The organism is Marivirga lumbricoides (genome assembly GCF_014636295.1).
Lineage (GTDB): Bacteria > Bacteroidota > Bacteroidia > Cytophagales > Cyclobacteriaceae > Marivirga > Marivirga lumbricoides.
On record NZ_BMEC01000011.1, the window covers coordinates 1 to 16,313 of the forward strand.

The window sequence follows — 16,313 nt, forward strand, 5'->3', positions numbered from 1 at the left end:
TTTAGATCTGAATCCGGTGCACGTTCTTTCGCAATTATCAGGTCTGTAATAGATACCATTATCAAAAGAAACAAAAACATATTTGATTGCTTGGCTATTACTGCTAATTTGGTACCTGAGTAGTTACTATTGTTTTAAGAAAGTGTATTAATATAAATATTCCTTTCTTAATCAAAGGTTCCGTTAGCTATATCGGTTACGGTTCATTGAATTGACAATTGGAAAAATAAAACATTATGGCTTATCCCAAGCACTATTTTTCTATCTTTGTACAAATCAATTGTATCAAAATAATTCAAATAGTTTATGGAGAATATAGCAGTGATTGGTTCAGGCACTATGGGTAACGGCATTGCGCACGTTTTTGCACAAAACGGTTATAAAGTAGCTTTAATTGACATCAATGAGCAAGCCTTGGAAAAAGCAATGGCGACCATTGAAAAGAATCTGGACCGTCAGGTAAAAAAGGAGTTAATTGACGAAGGAAAGAAAGCTGAAACGCTTAAGAATATTACTACTTATTCCAGCATGAAAGAAGGTGCTGCTTTGGCAGATTTGGTAGTGGAAGCTGCTACTGAAAGAGTAGACCTTAAATTAAACATATTTAAAGAACTGGATGCTATTTGTGGAGATAATACTATTTTCGCCTCCAACACCAGCTCTATTTCAATTACAAAAATTGCTTCCGTTACTCAGAGACCTGAAAAAGTAATAGGTATGCACTTCATGAACCCTGTACCTGTTATGAAGCTGGTTGAGGTAATAAGAGGTTACAGTACTTCTGATGAAGTAACTGAAAAAGTAATGGAATTATCCAAAAAGCTCGGTAAAATTCCTGAAGAAGTAAATGACTACCCTGGTTTTATTGCTAACAGGATTTTAATGCCAATGATCAATGAAGCTATCTATAGTTTATTTGAAGGTGTTGCAGGGGTATCAGAGATTGATTCTATCATGAAATTAGGAATGGCTCATCCGATGGGACCTTTACAGCTAGCCGATTTCATTGGTTTAGATGTGTGCCTCAGTATTCTGAATGTATTGCAAGATGGTTTAGGTGATCCTAAGTACAGACCGTGCCCATTATTAATTAACATGGTGCAAGCCGGAAAACTAGGTGCAAAATCAGGAGAAGGTTTCTACACCTACGGACATGGTACTAAAGATTTAATTGTAGCTGACCGGTTTAAGAAATAATGGAAGGTTTAAATCCTGAAATATTAAATGATTTAGTAAGAGTAAAGATGCCCTTCGGTAAATACAAGGGCTCTTTACTTTGTAATTTACCCGTCTCATACCTGGAGTGGTTCAAGCGAAAAGATGGTTTCCCTGCCGGTAAACTTGGTATGCAATTGGAAACACTATGGGTTATTAAAACCAATGGTTTAGAAGACTTACTGAAGCCTTTACAAACCAGGAGATAACTTATTTTTTGGATTTCTGAATATAAATTGCTGGTATTAATAGCAACATCAATGTAGGATTAATGATGAGCCTGTGGATAAAGGAAATATACATTGAGTTTATTGTAAATCCGTACCTCAAAATAAAATATGGAATCAACAGGAAGAAAAAACCAAATAGCTCCACTGCAAGTCCAAATTTCACATACTTCCTATCATAAAACAAGGCATAGATTAGTAAGAGCATGAGGTTATCATTTAGAAGAAACCTAATGCTTCTATTAAAAATAAAACTCCATTTAGAAGATAACCCTGAAAAGAAAAAGCTGCTGTAGTCAAAATGCTGGCCTATAAATATAATGCCCAAACCCAAAAGACTAGTGATAATGAGTATAAGCCTTAAGCTGCGGTTAGGTTGGAGTAAATCTTTACTTATCATTGATTTTAAAAATCCAAAGTGCCCAGGAAAGAAAAACGGCTATATAGATAAATGCTGTAAAAAGATATTTATGACTAAAATACAGAAAATCAGGCATAGAAAGTGTTACATGATATAAGAGAACAATCCTTGCTAAATTAAATAAATGAATCGTTAAAAGGCCTGCAGGTATAAACCAAAACATCTTTTTTGAAATAGTGCCGTAAGCCATCAGGAAAGAAATAAATATAATCATTACGTTCAACCCATTACAACCTTCATACACTGAAAGCACGGCTCTTTCTCCTTTAAATATGTAAACACTTTTTAAATCATCCTTCGGCCCGGTAGAAATACCGTTATTGTACCATGAAAGAATTTCTGCAGATTGCTCTGTTACCCACCTTGTCATTAGATCAGCTTCTCCCTTTGAAAGCTCTAAATAAAAGCCGTATAAAACATTCAAAACAATATAAAGCCCAATAAACTTAGCCAGAAATAATATAGAGGGTTTAAAATCCTGATAAATACTCACTTTCTTACGGTTTTTGCGGGTACACCAATAGCTACATTATTGGCATCTAAATCTTTTGTAAGTACAGCTCCGGATCCCAAAATTGAATTCTCACCCATCTTTAAGCCGTTTAATATATTGGCACCACTTCCTACAAAAGCCTTTTTTCCCAAAGTAACGTTCCCTGCCAAATTCGCTCCCGGCATAACTGAGCTGTAGTCTGTTAATTGGCAATCGTGTCCAATAGTAGCATTTAGGTTTACAATTACAAAGTCCCCTATTTCAATGTTGGTGGTTAGGTTGGCTCCTGCACAAATAATTGATCCCTTACCTACCTTAATAATATCATTTAAAATAGCGTAGGGTGATATTAAAGTGACGTAGCGAACTTTGATATTATCAATCTTATCAACAATTTTCTGCCTTGTTTGCCCATTTCCTACCGCTATGGCAATTGAAATAGGATCATTCCAGTTATTGAGTCGCTCAATATCTCCCAGGTATTTCTTCCCTAACTCGTTGGATTTATCTTCATCGTCAAAATAGCCAATGAAATTATAATCATTGTATTTCTTAATTAGTTGCTGAACGATCAGGTTTACTTCTTTTCCAAATCCACCCGCTCCTAAGATGGCTATATCTGTCATGGCTGTCTCGTTTTTATAATTTTTCCCGGGTTACCTACTACCACAGAATAGTCTGGTACATCTTCAGTAATTACTGCTCCGGCTCCAATAACGCACCACTTTCCAATGGAAACCAATGGAATTGCAGTAGCTCCGGCTCCAAAAAGGGTGCCCTCTCCTATTTTAACGCCACCACAAATGGAAGAGTTAGGTGCTATGTGAACAAAATCTTCTACTAAACAATCATGATCAACGCTTGATGAGGTATTAATAATCGCATGTTTACCAATTTTAGTATCAGCATTAATAATCACCCCGGGCATAACCACGCTGCCTTCCTGAATGTATACCTGAGAACCTATTGTAGATTGCTGATGGATAGCTGTACCAAAGCGGGCCTTCTCTTTAATTAGGTTGACCACTTTTCTCCGGGTCTTATTATCTCCAATTGAAACAATACAATGTCCTCTCTCCTGATTAAAATCAATGGTTTTTCCAAGTACCGGAATACCCATCAACTCCTTTTTACTTTCATCTTCATCATACAAACCCAGTACGGCTATTCCTTCCGAAAGAAGAATATCTATAATTACTTTTGCATGTCCACTGGCTCCAAACAGATACATTTTATTAATTTTGATTTAACTTAAATTATTCAGAACTCAAATATGCGAGAAGTTTTTAACATTATTAAGAATAATGAAACAGTTTAAAATTTCCCATTTATAATCCCTTGTTTCACCAATTCCTGAACTGTAAGTTCTGTCATCTCACTTTTAAATTTAAATTCATCCCTTATATCCATTACATAAGCCTTCAACCTCATTTTATAGTAGGAATGATTGTTATTTACCTCATTAAAAAAAAGCACAGTAATTGGCTTTTCCAAGTAAATATATTTGGATACGGTGGCTGCCTGGGTGGCTATCTGTCGGACTGCAATGGTATCTATAGTGAGTGGAAGGAAAATTTCGGCCACTACCTGGCAGTTGGGTTCTCCACTATTGGAGTTAGATAAAGAGCTATTCATCATCACTGCATTAGGTACAGCCACCAGTGAGTCATCAGGAGTTACAATCCGCGTAGAGCGTAAACCAATTTCTACCACTTCACCATAATATTTGTCTACTTCAATCTTATCGCCTGATACAAACGGCCTGTCCATTAATATCACAATGCCTCCAAAAATATTCTTCAGGATATCTTGAGATGCAAAACCAACAGCTACACCCACCGAAGCTGAAAAAGCCAACATAGTGGCCGCTGTAGGCTCAAAAATCACAATGATAATCAGCGTGATAATAATGATCCAACTTAGAATTTTTACAATAGGAATAGATCCTTTGAATGCGATTCTGTAGGTAGTGCTTCTCTCGGCAAGCGCATTTAAAATATAGGTTACTACGCGGATAAAAGCATACCCTATCAATAAGAAAACAATGGAATAAAAAATATTATTTCTGGAAAAAAACCTGCCAAAATCAGGCACTTCCTCTTCATTGCTATCCCCTTCAGCAGTTTCCTTTTCCTGCCTGTCTTCCACCAACTGACTATCCAGTGCCATTATGGCGGAATCGCTGATCTTTTTACTAATGATAAGACTGTCCTTATCAATAGGTTTCTTCTTGCTTTGCACTACAGGTTCAGTGACACTGGCAGAGCCTGAAGAAGTAGAGCCCTGAAGATCATTTTTAGGCAAACTGTCCCTCTTCAGACTTGAAGTATCTGGTTGAGCAGATAACTGACTCATACTTATTTGAAGTATCAGGAAATAACCAACTATTTTGATCAGTTTTTTCATTTGTTCCTTAGCTTTTTCCCACTATCATATTTCTGGCCTTTAGCAGCTGTACAGCATTTCTATAAACCAATGTGTTCACCATGTAAATATTATTCTGGTAAGTTAAAATACCATCCTCTGTCATTTCTAACACCAAAAATTTAATTTTCTGAAGGTCAATTGATAAAACCGAAGCTATCTGCCTTTCCGTAAGGCCATCATGCATAATAAGGGCTAGCAAAACGAATATTCTGTCCGATTGCAGAGAGGAGAGAAAACTAAGATCAGGCTTCTTGAAATTTTTAATCACTATACTCTGCCCGCTTACTTCCTTAGTGGAGAGCAACCAATACATAAGAGCCATGCTGATATTGCTTTTGGCAAAAGCATTTAATTCTTTAAAAAAACGCTCCTTTAAGTAAAGCTGCTTTTCCTTTTCATCCAATCGGTTAAACTTTTTATCGTTCAGGTCCTTTTCTGAGGCTTCAAATTCTATTTTAAATCCGCTGATTCTGTTTCTTTTTATAATTAGCTGGCTAATGCTTTCAGAACTGATAGGCGATAAAGGGATATGGTAACTAAAGAAAGCACTCATTTTAAGCGACCTCTCCAGGTAATTAAAAGTATATACAGACATAGAAGCAATCCAAAATATGTTTTTCTGGGTAGCGGTGATAATTTCTACCAACACCGATAAAGCTCTTTGTCCATATAAAACTCTAAGAAATACCTTTTGAAGATCTTCTAAAATAATAACCCTTTTATTTCCTTCGTTCAGGTACTTGATAATTTCTTCTGGGTCACTTGTTTCTTCTAACCCGATGAGCTGACTGAGTTTGTTACAAATTGCATCAGGCTCAGGATTGTTTCCGGCTAATGCCATTCTTACAGGGGTATATGGAAGTTTCAGTTGCTTTATACCATAATTAATGAGTGAAGTGAGCCCACTCCACTTTTCTCCTGTTAACAAAACTGAAGCATATTTACCCTTCTCCCAGGCTTGAAAAGCTGTGGCCAACCTATTAATCTCCAGCTCTCTACCCTCAAAAAGCACTATGTCATTTAAAGGCTCTATGGCATATAATCGTTTATAAATTACGGGCAGCTTATCTATAATAGTGTTGGATTCATTCAGAAAATCAGATACATCTCTATTAGGTTCATTTACAATTGTGGAAGAAAGGAACCTCTTATTGAGTTGCATCCGAATGTCGTTTGCCCGCTGGTAAGCTTGCAGAGTATAAGCTTTGGATATATTAAAAACGCGAATCGCCTCATCTGCTACTTTTACAGTAAAGGCTTCCGACTTTTGGAATGCCTTTGCCTTATTAATTCTTATTTTTAAAGCTGAAACATTCTCATTTTCCTTCAGTTTCTGAAGTTCATCTATTAATGATTGGCTTATTTTCCTGAGGTTTTCCACGCATAACAGGATAATCTCAGATAAGCGATCTTTACTTTCTTCTGACTTGTTGTGCGCCCTCTGAAAACCTTCTGATATAATTTTAAGCGCTTCTAGCTCTTTCTGCTCTTCATCCAGTGCATTGGAAGCTGTACTGAGCATGTAGCTTACCATTTCATCAATATCCCCTACCAGAATCAGCAATTCTCCCATTTTCTGGAATACTTTGCTCTTTAGGTCTTCCAGTTTTTCGTTGAGCTTAGGTTCAATTTCAAAAGAAAGCAGCTCATAATTGGAGATATAAGACAAATCACTATCCGCCAGAGGGATATTAAATTGATTATTTTTGGTCACCACGTACTGATTAGCCAGTTGGTCAATACGCTCATTGATCTGATGTTCTAATCTGTCCAGCTGATTGAGCAGTGAGTTTTTAGAAAGTGTGTCTTGAAGTTTCTGTAACAAACCTTGATCCAGCTGCTTTTTGGTTTGATAATTAACCTGAGTAATCTTTTTTCTCAACTCTGAAGCTTCCTCTTCTCTATCAAATTCAAAGTTTGACTGTGCCTCCAACAAAAACTGGTCAATTTCCTGTAAATAGTTATGCCTGATTTTCTTTTGCCAGTCTTCAATATTTGTTGATAAATCTGAGGTACCTGCCTGAATAAAAGCCTGAAGCGCCGAAAGCTCAAGCTCTGAACGCCAATCTTCAAAGAGCGCATAAGCAGTATTATTCCATTGATGATGGATCCGTTGCCATTTCTTAAGTGCTTTCGATTTTTCTTTAGAAAGCCTTCCTTCACTAAGATGTCTCTTTTTTAGTTCAACAGTACCGTCCAATTCATACTCCTCAGTTATTGATGCCAATGATTTTTCATACCACTCATCAATAGCGTTTTTAATGGAATGTCTGAAGTTTTCAGCAAAGAACTGATCAAAAGCTAAAACATTAGCCTCAGCTTCATCAATATTATAATTTTTCTCATAGTCTTTCACTGTCTCCAAAGCTGCCAAAAACTCCTTCTGAAGTGAGTCTTCTAAATTAGAAAGACAGTTAATGAAGTCTATAGCCAGATGTTTATCAATTAGCTTCTTTAGGCGCACTTCATGATTCCAATACCTGAGCGGTCGCTTATTTTTCCTGAATAGATTTAGAAAGTGAAATGGAATTCGAGAAATAAAGAAAGCTATAATCTTAAAAAACTTCAGAAAGCGAAGAAAGAAACCATCATTTTCCAGTAGTTTAAAGCGCTCTTTTTTCTGCTGCTCTACCATTATATCCGGTAAATCATTAAGAAGTATAGCTCCATTATCAAGCACCTCAAAATGGGTTTCTTCAAGCGAGCCAGTGGTGGGCTTTTCCGGAAATACGGTTTTAAGGTGGGTAAAAATAGCCTGCTTGTTCTTATCTCTAGCAGAAAAATCAGTAGTAAAGTGTAATTCAGCTTTTTTGGCTAAAATAAAGTCGGCTTGCTGCTTAACAAATTCTTTTCTTTCATCCACCTTGTTCTGAAAGTAAGATTGAAGAAATGCCCGCCACTTTGCTGCCTTTTCATAATACTGTTTTTCCATTGATCGAAATACTTCTGGATATTTAATCTGCATTTTACCACATATTCCTATTTCTTACAATATTTAAGGCAACTATAATAAAATAGGTACCGCTTGAATATACCTTATATCTAACTTCTCAGGAAATATATTGAAACAATAGCTCCTGATCTCAGAAAATAACAATTCTTATAAATTGAAAGTAAACTACTGAACTTCAACCAGGTCTGTTCACTCAGCCAAAATAAAATGAGCTATTTTTCTTCATTAAAACAGGAATAACACAAAGTGTTCCAATGAATATTCTTACCTTTGCAGCTTCAAAAATAAGCATATGATCACTACAAATAATTTAACCGTCCAGTTTGGTAAGAGAGTATTATTTGATGAAGTAAACATCAAATTTACCCAAGGCAATTGCTATGGCGTAATTGGCGCTAACGGGGCCGGTAAATCAACATTTTTAAAAATTTTAGCAGGCGACATCAACCCAACTAAAGGTTCTGTAGCATTAGAAGCAGGAAAAAGAATGGCTGTTTTAAAGCAGGACCACAATGCCTTTAATGAGCATACAGTACTGAATACTGTGATGATGGGCCATGACAAGCTATGGAATAATATTAAGGCCAAAGAAGAATTATATAGCAAACCGGATTTTTCCGAGGCTGATGGAATCAAAGTTTCAGAGTTAGAAGAGCAATTTGCGGAAATGGATGGCTGGAATGCTGAATCCGATGCAGCAGCTCTTTTAAGTGGTTTGGGCATTGAAGAAGAACACCACTATAAGTTGCTGAAAGATATAAGTGGTAACTACAAAGTTCGTGTGTTATTGGCGCAAGCCTTATTCGGAAATCCAGATGTGCTCATTCTTGATGAGCCAACTAACGATTTGGACATCCATACCATCGCGTGGCTGGAAGATTTCCTTCTCGATTTTAAAAATACTGTTATTGTAGTATCTCACGACAGGCACTTTTTGGATACTGTTTCGACACATATTGTAGATATTGATTTTAACAGCATCAATATGTTTTCGGGTAACTATAGCTTCTGGTACCAGTCCAGCCAGTTAGCCTTAGCGCAAAGGAGCTCGGCCAACAAAAAAGCAGAAGAGAAGAAAAAAGAATTGCAGGATTTTATTGCCCGATTCAGTGCAAATGCTTCTAAATCTAAGCAGGCAACCTCAAGAAGAAAATTATTGGATAAAATTAATGTGGAAGATATTAAGCCTTCTACAAGAAAATATCCTGCTATCATCTTCAACCAAAATAGAGAAGCAGGAGATCAAATTCTGCAGGTAGAAAAATTAAATAAGGCAGTTGAAGGTAAATCCTTGATCAAAGACCTTGATTTATTTGTAAATAAGGGTGACAAAATTGCTGTAATAAGCAAGGACAGTTTAGCGACTACCGCATTTTATGAAATTCTGAATGGAAAAATGAAAGCAGATTCCGGTGAGTTTAAATTCGGACAAACAATTACCACTGCTTATCTGCCAAACCACAACGATGAATATTTTCAATCTAATGAAAACCTCATCGATTGGTTAAGAAATTATTCCAAAGAAAAAGACGAAGTGTACATTCGTGGATTTTTAGGTAAAATGCTTTTTTCAGGTGAAGAGACCTTTAAATCAGTAAATGTGCTTTCCGGAGGAGAGAAAGTACGTTGTATGGTATCAAAAATGATGTTAGCTGGAGGTAACCTGCTAATGTTGGATGAACCTACCAACCATCTGGACCTTGAGTCTATTCAGGCATTTAACAACAGCTTGAAGGATTTTCCCGGAACGGTAATGTTCACCTCTCATGACCACGAATTCACGCAAACCGTAGCCAATAGAATTTTAGAGCTTACTCCTAACGGCATCATTGACAGCTTAAAAAGCTATGATGAATACATGGAGGATGAGAACATTCAGGCGCAAAGAGCTGAAATGTACGGCAAGGTGACTGCTTAATGATAAGCATCATTTAAGGAAGGTTTTAAAGCCTTCCTTAACCAATAACTATTTTACTTCTGAATCGTTATTTGATCAGCATGAAATTTTTAAAGAAATTCCTAAAAGGCCTGCTCATTGTGCTGGCTTTTTTTATTATAGTATTTTATATGATCAAATACCTTCACCCTCCTATTGGCAAGGCTCCTGAACAGTCTGCCATGCAAGCCTCTGAGTATTACGCAAATGGTAAATTTCAGAATAGCATTGAAACAGCCAGCGCAGATTTTAAGCAGATGCCTAAAATCTTAAAAGAATATTGGAATAGAAAGGCGGAGAAAAGTCCCACTGAAGCTTACCAATTTGAAGAAACAGGGAAAGAGAAATTGGAACAGGATACTAGCAACACAGTATATTTTAACTGGTTAGGCCACGCAGCTATTCTGATGTATAAAAATGGAAAATACATTCTTGCGGACCCGATGCTCTCTGAAAGAGCTTCTCCTTTTTCCTTTTTAGGACCCAAAAGGTTTAGCCCCTCTCCCATTGCAGCCGAGGATCTACCGGAATTGGAAGCAGTAGTAATTTCACATGATCATTATGACCACCTTGATTATGAAACGATAAAAAAAATAAAGGATAAAACGAAATATTTTTATGTTCCTTTAGGTGTAGCTTCTTCTCTGGAATATTGGGGTGTGCCGACAGAAAAAATTAAAGAATTTACCTGGTATGATAGCTTTCAACAGAGCGATAACATCAAAATTACAGCCACCCCAGCCAGGCATTTCAGTGGCAGGCTGTTTAGTCAAAACAATACCTTCTGGGCATCCTGGGTGATTGAGTGGGGTGATGACAAAATTTATTTTGGTGGTGATACAGGCATTTTTGACAGATTTGCTGAAATTGATGAAAAATTAGGCCCATTCAACATCGCCTTCATGCCTATAGGCGCTTATAATGAGGCCTGGCACGATATCCACATGGATCCTGCTGAAGCAACCGATGCATTCCAGCAAATGCGGGCTGATAAATTGTATCCTATTCATTGGGGTACTTTCGATTTAGCTTTGCACAGTTGGTATGAGCCTATTCAAACTTTGCAATCAATTGCTCAAGCTAAAAATTTACCATTGATCAGCAACCCTCAGGGACAATGGTTTTCAGCAGAAGAAAATAATTTCGACTTTAATTGGTGGAGCCAATATTCCCGCATTTTAAATACGAAATGATCGAATCTTTAGAAATTATTTACCAGGATGAGTACATGGTAGCAGTTAATAAGCCACATGGTTTATTAGTGCACAGAACCAAACTGGCTACCGAGGCCGATGAGTTTGCATTGCAGATATTACGGGATCAATTAAAGCAAAAAGTATATCCTGTTCATAGGATTGACAGAAAAACCTCGGGAATTTTACTTTTTGCACTTGATCAGGAGACAGAAAAGTTGCTAAATGCACTTTTTGCCGCCCAGGCTATAAAAAAGGAGTACCTGGCCATAGTTAGAGGTTATATTCCGGATGATGGGACTATTGATTATCCTCTCAAAAAAGAAAATGGAAGACTGCAAGAAGCCGTTACACATTACAAAACATTAAGCAGGACAGAAATTGATGTTCCTCTTGGGCAGCATGCTACATCCAGGTATTCCCTGGTGGAAGTGAAGCCTGAAACCGGCAGAATGCATCAGATTAGAAAGCATTTAGCACATATTAATTACCCCATTATTGGAGACAGGCCTCATGGCTGTAACAAGCAAAATAAACTGTTTAAGGAAAGGTGGGAAATGGATAAAATGATGCTCCATGCTTCTAAAATGCAGTTACAGCATCCTATTAATCGCAGAGAAATAACTATTGAGGCAAAAATTTCGGAAGAGTTTCAAAGAACTTTAAAGTTCTTGACTTTTGAAGGCGTAGATATACTGGAAACTAAAATTTCGTGAGATTCTACTGGCATAAGCAGCATTTTTATTTCAAATTTGTAGATAGTTAGTAGTTTATTCCCTTAAAATAAAGACCATGGGCAATAAAAATAAGAAAAACAGAGAGGGTATTATTTATTCAACCAGTGAGGATTTTGAATACCAGTATGATGAAGATCAGGAGCAGGAAACCCTGCCCCCACAGCAGCAAAACCTGAAGGTGCAACTAGATAAAAAAGCCCGTGGAGGCAAACAAGTAAGTTTGGTGAGCGGATTTGTAGGTACTGATGAAGACTTAAAAGACCTGGGGAAGCTTCTCAAATCAAAATGTGGTGTTGGAGGAAGTGCCAAAGAGGGTGAAATACTTATTCAGGGAGATTTCAGAGATAAATTAGTTGAACTCTTACAAAAGGAAGGTTACAAAGTAAAAAGAGTAGGTGGTTGAGGCAACCTATAAATAACAAACATTTAATGCTCTACATCTGTTAATCAGAGAACTATTCACAGCAGTATGCGTGAAATATGAGTAGTTAAATAAACTACCTGCAATGAATGCTTAAATTTCTTCGACATCAAAAAAATAAATACTGGTTTCGCCTGAAGCGGTATTTGATGAACATCCTGAAGTCGAACAAATCAGATCATACTATCGCATGGAGCTACTCCCTCGGCACATTCATTGCTGTATTTCCTACCCCCGGCTTCAGCACTTTCATCGGTTTAGGGCTTATTGCAATTTTTCGCCAAATTAATAAAATGGCAGTTTTATTGGCCATGGTTGTTTGGAATGCAGTTACCGTAGTACCCGTTTATTGGTTCAGCTTTAAAATAGGACAAAATTTGGCTTTAACTGATGAAACTACCCTCTTTCGGTTTGAATGGGCAAACAATTTATTACAATACTTCAAGGATTTTATAGTCGGAAATCTTTTTATTACTATTCCTATCTCCATCTTAAGCTATTTTATTGCCAAGGCATTACTCAAGAAGTCGCGAATAGCAAGGGAAAAAAGGTCGAATGCGAAGTTAAAGGCAGTAGACAAATAGCTATTTATAGCCATTGAAATTGCTAACATACTTTCGTCCTGATGGAGTTTAAGAGGGATTTTTAGAGTCTAGAATCTAGAGTCTAGGGTCAAGGGTCTAGATTCTAGAGCATGGAGCGTGGAATCTTGAATGAAATCATCGAGTATATACTAAATAGTAAGATTACAAGTAAGTACATCTCATATTCATTTGTTAGAATCTTAACCTCGTAGAGGTGATATTTTGGTAACCTTGCCTAATACCAATACCAAATCCCTGTAAGGGCGACATTTTAATTCATCCATGTAGAATCATTTCTCTCTAAAATGATGTATAATACTGTCATCCCTACGGGATTATTCTATCTGCGCAATTGAAACTAACATAATTCCACCCAGATGGGGCTTAAGTGGATTGTAGAATCAAGAGTCTAAGGTCTAGAATCTAGAGTCTAGAGTCTATTATATAGAGCCTGTAGCACCAGCAACACCCGAAAAAAGCTAAAAATCAGTTAGTTATATGATTTAAATCATCATTTGTAATAGAGATTCAATCTATATTTAAAGTATAAGAATGAAGAAATTAACCATTCACCTTAAATAACAGATGCCATGATTAAGCGAATCCTAATACCCACCGACTTTTCAGAATGTTCCATCAATGCCTTAAAATATGCTGTCCAATTAGCAGAAAAGATTAATATTGATGAAATCCTTATTCTACATGCTTATGCTGTCCCACTATCCTATAGTGATCTCAATATCTCATATGACCTAAGTGATACAGCAGAAGCTATAGAGAAGGATATAGACAAAGAGTTTAGCTTACTGGAGCAAAAGATTCCTGAATTAAAAAACATAAAGTACCATAAAGTGAAAATAGATCACTATTTAAATGATGCTATTCTTTCAGTTTGCTTAAAAACAAATATAGACCTGATTATTATGGGTACACAGGGAGCTAGCGGAATAGATGAGGTAGTGCTAGGAACTAATGCCCACAGAATTATTAAAAGCCAGATTTGCCCAGTGCTGGTAGTGCCGGAAGATGCAAAATTTACAGGGATGCGGAATATAGCACTCTCCAGTGATTACAAGGGTCTCATGTCAGAACTGCTTTATCCTTTAAAGGCACTCCGCTATGCTTTTGGTGCTACAGTGCACGTCATTCATATTAGCAAAAAAGATCATTTGGAAGGTGAGAAAGCCGAAGCTGCTAAAAGTCTGGAACTTCACCTCAAAGATTTGCCTCACCAATTCCATTTTATGAAAGATGAAGATATCGAATTTGCACTGGAGAATTTTGCCCAGAAAAAGAACATTGATCTACTGGTAATCTACCCCAGAAAAAAAGGATTGTTTGAAAGAATATTTGGTAAAAGTGAAAGCAAATCCATTATCTTTCACAGTAAAATACCGCTTTTAGCGCTTTCACCTTATAAAAAAGCAAAGCACTGAGTTTCGTTAATTAAATGTAAAACCTACTCTACCAATGCACCCGCTATTGTGGCAGTCATCATACAAGCAAGGGTGGCTGCCAATAAGGCGCGCATTCCTAATTTAGAAAGATTACCCTGCTGATTTGGCGCCATACTGCCTATACCTCCTACCTGAATGGCAATTGAGCTGAAATTGGAGAAACCACACAATGCATAGGTAGCTATGATAATGGATTTCTCAGAAAGCATATTTTCCGCTTTTAAATCAGCCAGGCTTAAATATGCGACAAATTCATTGATAACTGTTTTTTGACCGAGTAAACTACCTACTGCTAAAGTATCACCCCATTCTACTCCCATTGCAAAAGCAAAGAGCCGGAAGGCCTGGCCCAGTATATACTCAAGGCTAAAACTGGTAAAAGTACCATCTGTAGAAGAATTAACCAATGAATTTAAACCTGTAATTTCGCCTATTACATTACCGAGAAAATAATTAAGGGCAGCAATTACAGCAATAAATGCCAATAACATTCCGCCAATATTTAATGCAAGTTTTAAACCATCTGCAGCACCTTGAGAAAGGGCATCAATTAAATTCACTCCTAGTTTATCACTGCTTACCTGTAGCTTATCATCAATCTGACCAGGGTTCACTTCCGGAATTAAAATTTTAGCAATCACTATGGCGGCAGGTGCATTCATGATAGAAGCACTTAACAAATAGGACGCAAAGCGCGACTGTTGAACGGGGTCATCTCCTCCTAAAAATGCCACATATCCGGCTAAAACTCCCCCGGCAATGGTAGCCATACCCCCTGTCATTAAGCACATTAACTCAGAACGTGTCATGTTCGGCACAAATGGCCTCACGAGTAAAGGTGCTTCAGTTTGCCCTAAAAATATATTACCAGCTGCAGAGAGGCTTTCCGCTCCTGATAGACGCATGGTTCGGGACATTATCCAGGCAATGCCAAACACCACTTTTTGTAAAACTCCTAAATAATAAAGCCCTGCGGTAACAGTGGAAAAGAAAATAACAGTGGGTAAAACCTGGAAAGCAAAGATAAATCCGAAGGAATCTCCCGCTAAATCCCCGAAAAGGAAGCGAGCGCCATCTTTTGAAAATCCGAGAAAAATAACAAATGCATCAGATACTTTCTTAAACAGCACCTCTACAAAGGGTACTTTAGTAATTAATAGTCCGAAAATAATCTGCAGCAACAATCCGGTGGCCACCAGACGCCAATCAATCTTCCTTTTGTTCACTGAAAAGAGGTAGGCAAACCCCACCAAGACCAGCAATCCTATAAGCCCACGTATATAATCCATAAAATATTTTCCAAAGGCACAAAAATAAAGGAATAAGCCTAATTAAAAAATGTATTCCCGGAAAGAGTAGCATGTAATAGTTACAGCAAAAGGATTTTCACCTAATTTAATTTACCACGGTTAACGTGATTTCATTCCTTGTGGATATAAAAGTATATTCCATTATAGCTGTATTTTGGCAGAAATGTGTCCTATTACGTAAAGCAGGATCATAAATTTTCCTTAATTTTGAGAATGATTTTATTTTATCAACCTCTGTTACCGGAGATTCAATACCTGGACCTTGAAGAATCAAAGCATTGTGTAAAAGTGCTACGGAAACAAAGCGGAGACATTATACATATAGTGGACGGGAAAGGCTCTTTCTATGAAGCAGAGATAACCGTAGCCAGTCATAAGAAATGCGAGTTTATAGTAAAAAGCAAACAACAGGATACTAGCCACAGTTTCAAAAGACATATTGCCATCTCTCCTACCAAAAATCTTGATAGAATGGAGTGGTTCGTAGAAAAAGCAGTGGAATTAGGGGTAGATGAGATCAGTTTTCTTAATTGCTACCATTCCGAAAGAAAAGTACTAAAATTAGATAGGCTGGAGAAAAAAGCCATCAGCGCCATGAAGCAATCGGTGAAAGCAAATCTACCGAAGCTGCACGAGATAGAGAATTTTAGCCCATTTGTCAAAAATCAGCCTGCTGAAATTAAATGCATCGCATTTGTAGATTTTCACAACCCAGTGCATTTTAAAGATAAACTGAAGGCGGAAAAAGAAACCCTCATTTTAATTGGGCCTGAAGGAGATTTCAGTGATGAAGAAGTAAAGGAAGCAGAGAGTTATGGTTTCGAAAAAGTAAGCCTGGGAAGCAGTCGCCTCAGAACAGAAACTGCCGGAATTGCTGCTGTACATTTGATGAATTTAATGTGAGATATTAGATTCAAGATACAGTAACCTGGAAAAAAG

Annotated in this window: 16 protein-coding genes; 9 read left to right on the plus strand and 7 right to left on the minus strand. The window is 37.2% G+C overall.

What is annotated here, in order from left to right:
• The first annotated feature begins 306 nt into the window (after window positions 1-306).
• Both IEV85_RS16470 and IEV85_RS16475 read left to right on the plus strand, forming a co-directional pair.
• Window positions 307-1,197 (plus strand): 3-hydroxyacyl-CoA dehydrogenase family protein, encoded by an 891-nt coding sequence (locus IEV85_RS16470; protein ID WP_188465441.1) that lies wholly within the window; start codon window positions 307-309, stop codon window positions 1,195-1,197.
• Window positions 1,197-1,424, plus strand: coding sequence for a DUF3820 family protein (locus IEV85_RS16475; protein WP_188465443.1), 228 nt, complete (start codon window positions 1,197-1,199; stop codon window positions 1,422-1,424). The genes IEV85_RS16470 and IEV85_RS16475 overlap by 1 nt, the downstream gene beginning before the upstream one ends.
• Window position 1,425: 1 nt before the next feature.
• Here IEV85_RS16475 and IEV85_RS16480 read toward each other — a convergent pair whose 3' ends face one another.
• From IEV85_RS16480 to IEV85_RS16505, 6 genes are all read right to left on the minus strand, one after another.
• A complete protein-coding gene (locus IEV85_RS16480; protein ID WP_188465445.1) occupies window positions 1,426-1,842 on the minus strand; it encodes an exosortase F system-associated membrane protein in 417 nt (138 codons plus the stop codon).
• Window positions 1,832-2,356, minus strand: a complete 525-nt coding sequence (gene xrtF / locus IEV85_RS16485; protein ID WP_188465447.1) for an exosortase family protein XrtF — start codon at window positions 2,354-2,356, stop codon at window positions 1,832-1,834. Before xrtF ends, IEV85_RS16480 begins: the two co-directional genes overlap by 11 nt.
• On the minus strand, window positions 2,353-2,982 hold the full coding sequence (locus tag IEV85_RS16490; protein ID WP_188465449.1) for an acetyltransferase: 630 nt from the start codon (window positions 2,980-2,982) through the stop codon (window positions 2,353-2,355). The genes xrtF and IEV85_RS16490 overlap by 4 nt, the downstream gene beginning before the upstream one ends.
• On the minus strand, window positions 2,979-3,587 hold the full coding sequence (locus IEV85_RS16495; RefSeq protein WP_188465451.1) for an acetyltransferase: 609 nt from the start codon (window positions 3,585-3,587) through the stop codon (window positions 2,979-2,981). The genes IEV85_RS16490 and IEV85_RS16495 overlap by 4 nt, the downstream gene beginning before the upstream one ends.
• An 83-nt stretch (window positions 3,588-3,670) precedes the next feature.
• Window positions 3,671-4,762 (minus strand): mechanosensitive ion channel family protein, encoded by a 1,092-nt coding sequence (locus tag IEV85_RS16500; RefSeq protein WP_229712626.1) that lies wholly within the window; start codon window positions 4,760-4,762, stop codon window positions 3,671-3,673.
• Window positions 4,763-4,769: 7 nt separating this feature from the next.
• On the minus strand, window positions 4,770-7,715 hold the full coding sequence (locus IEV85_RS16505) for a hypothetical protein (protein WP_188465453.1): 2,946 nt from the start codon (window positions 7,713-7,715) through the stop codon (window positions 4,770-4,772).
• 313 nt (window positions 7,716-8,028) lie between these two features.
• Here IEV85_RS16505 and IEV85_RS16510 point away from each other — a divergent pair, with 313 nt between their 5' ends.
• The 6 genes from IEV85_RS16510 (at window position 8,029) to IEV85_RS16535 (ending at window position 14,043) form a co-directional block, all read left to right on the plus strand.
• Window positions 8,029-9,654: an ABC-F family ATP-binding cassette domain-containing protein gene (locus tag IEV85_RS16510; protein WP_188465455.1), complete on the plus strand. Its 1,626-nt coding sequence runs from the start codon at window positions 8,029-8,031 to the stop codon at window positions 9,652-9,654.
• Window positions 9,655-9,803: 149 nt separating this feature from the next.
• Window positions 9,804-10,865: an MBL fold metallo-hydrolase gene (locus IEV85_RS16515; protein WP_229712627.1), complete on the plus strand. Its 1,062-nt coding sequence runs from the start codon at window positions 9,804-9,806 to the stop codon at window positions 10,863-10,865.
• Entirely contained in the window at window positions 10,862-11,581 is a 720-nt protein-coding gene (locus IEV85_RS16520; RefSeq protein WP_188465460.1) for a pseudouridine synthase, read from the plus strand. The genes IEV85_RS16515 and IEV85_RS16520 overlap by 4 nt, the downstream gene beginning before the upstream one ends.
• 76 nt (window positions 11,582-11,657) lie before the next feature.
• The gene (locus IEV85_RS16525; protein ID WP_188465462.1) at window positions 11,658-12,005 is read left to right on the plus strand and encodes a translation initiation factor; all 348 of its coding nucleotides are present in this window, start codon (window positions 11,658-11,660) and stop codon (window positions 12,003-12,005) included.
• 107 nt (window positions 12,006-12,112) lie between these two features.
• The gene (locus tag IEV85_RS16530; protein WP_188465464.1) at window positions 12,113-12,607 is read left to right on the plus strand and encodes a DUF2062 domain-containing protein; all 495 of its coding nucleotides are present in this window, start codon (window positions 12,113-12,115) and stop codon (window positions 12,605-12,607) included.
• Window positions 12,608-13,197: 590 nt separating this feature from the next.
• The gene (locus tag IEV85_RS16535) at window positions 13,198-14,043 is read left to right on the plus strand and encodes a universal stress protein (RefSeq protein ID WP_188465466.1); all 846 of its coding nucleotides are present in this window, start codon (window positions 13,198-13,200) and stop codon (window positions 14,041-14,043) included.
• 23 nt (window positions 14,044-14,066) lie between these two features.
• Here IEV85_RS16535 and IEV85_RS16540 read toward each other — a convergent pair whose 3' ends face one another.
• A complete protein-coding gene (locus IEV85_RS16540) occupies window positions 14,067-15,353 on the minus strand; it encodes a NupC/NupG family nucleoside CNT transporter (protein ID WP_188465468.1) in 1,287 nt (428 codons plus the stop codon).
• A 234-nt stretch (window positions 15,354-15,587) separates the two neighbouring features.
• Here IEV85_RS16540 and IEV85_RS16545 point away from each other — a divergent pair, with 234 nt between their 5' ends.
• A complete protein-coding gene (locus IEV85_RS16545; protein WP_188465470.1) occupies window positions 15,588-16,277 on the plus strand; it encodes a 16S rRNA (uracil(1498)-N(3))-methyltransferase in 690 nt (229 codons plus the stop codon).
• Window positions 16,278-16,313: the final 36 nt, after the last annotated feature.

What these genes read in the sequence shown, in the direction of transcription:
- IEV85_RS16525 (WP_188465462.1), top strand. Translation starts at nt 11,658, where the DNA reads ATGGGCAATAAAAATAAGAAAAACAGAGAGGGTATTATTTATTCAACC.
- IEV85_RS16480 (WP_188465445.1), bottom strand. Translation starts at nt 1,842, where the DNA reads ATGATAAGTAAAGATTTACTCCAACCTAACCGCAGCTTAAGGCTTATA.
- IEV85_RS16495 (WP_188465451.1), bottom strand. Translation starts at nt 3,587, where the DNA reads ATGTATCTGTTTGGAGCCAGTGGACATGCAAAAGTAATTATAGATATT.
- IEV85_RS16490 (WP_188465449.1), bottom strand. Translation starts at nt 2,982, where the DNA reads ATGACAGATATAGCCATCTTAGGAGCGGGTGGATTTGGAAAAGAAGTA.
- IEV85_RS16475 (WP_188465443.1), top strand. Translation starts at nt 1,197, where the DNA reads ATGGAAGGTTTAAATCCTGAAATATTAAATGATTTAGTAAGAGTAAAG.
- IEV85_RS16505 (WP_188465453.1), bottom strand. Translation starts at nt 7,715, where the DNA reads ATGGAAAAACAGTATTATGAAAAGGCAGCAAAGTGGCGGGCATTTCTT.
- IEV85_RS16515 (WP_229712627.1), top strand. Translation starts at nt 9,804, where the DNA reads ATGATCAAATACCTTCACCCTCCTATTGGCAAGGCTCCTGAACAGTCT.
- IEV85_RS16540 (WP_188465468.1), bottom strand. Translation starts at nt 15,353, where the DNA reads ATGGATTATATACGTGGGCTTATAGGATTGCTGGTCTTGGTGGGGTTT.
- IEV85_RS16520 (WP_188465460.1), top strand. Translation starts at nt 10,862, where the DNA reads ATGATCGAATCTTTAGAAATTATTTACCAGGATGAGTACATGGTAGCA.
- IEV85_RS16545 (WP_188465470.1), top strand. Translation starts at nt 15,588, where the DNA reads ATGATTTTATTTTATCAACCTCTGTTACCGGAGATTCAATACCTGGAC.
- IEV85_RS16500 (WP_229712626.1), bottom strand. Translation starts at nt 4,762, where the DNA reads ATGAAAAAACTGATCAAAATAGTTGGTTATTTCCTGATACTTCAAATA.
- IEV85_RS16535 (WP_188465466.1), top strand. Translation starts at nt 13,198, where the DNA reads ATGATTAAGCGAATCCTAATACCCACCGACTTTTCAGAATGTTCCATC.
- IEV85_RS16470 (WP_188465441.1), top strand. Translation starts at nt 307, where the DNA reads ATGGAGAATATAGCAGTGATTGGTTCAGGCACTATGGGTAACGGCATT.
- IEV85_RS16530 (WP_188465464.1), top strand. Translation starts at nt 12,113, where the DNA reads ATGCTTAAATTTCTTCGACATCAAAAAAATAAATACTGGTTTCGCCTG.
- IEV85_RS16510 (WP_188465455.1), top strand. Translation starts at nt 8,029, where the DNA reads ATGATCACTACAAATAATTTAACCGTCCAGTTTGGTAAGAGAGTATTA.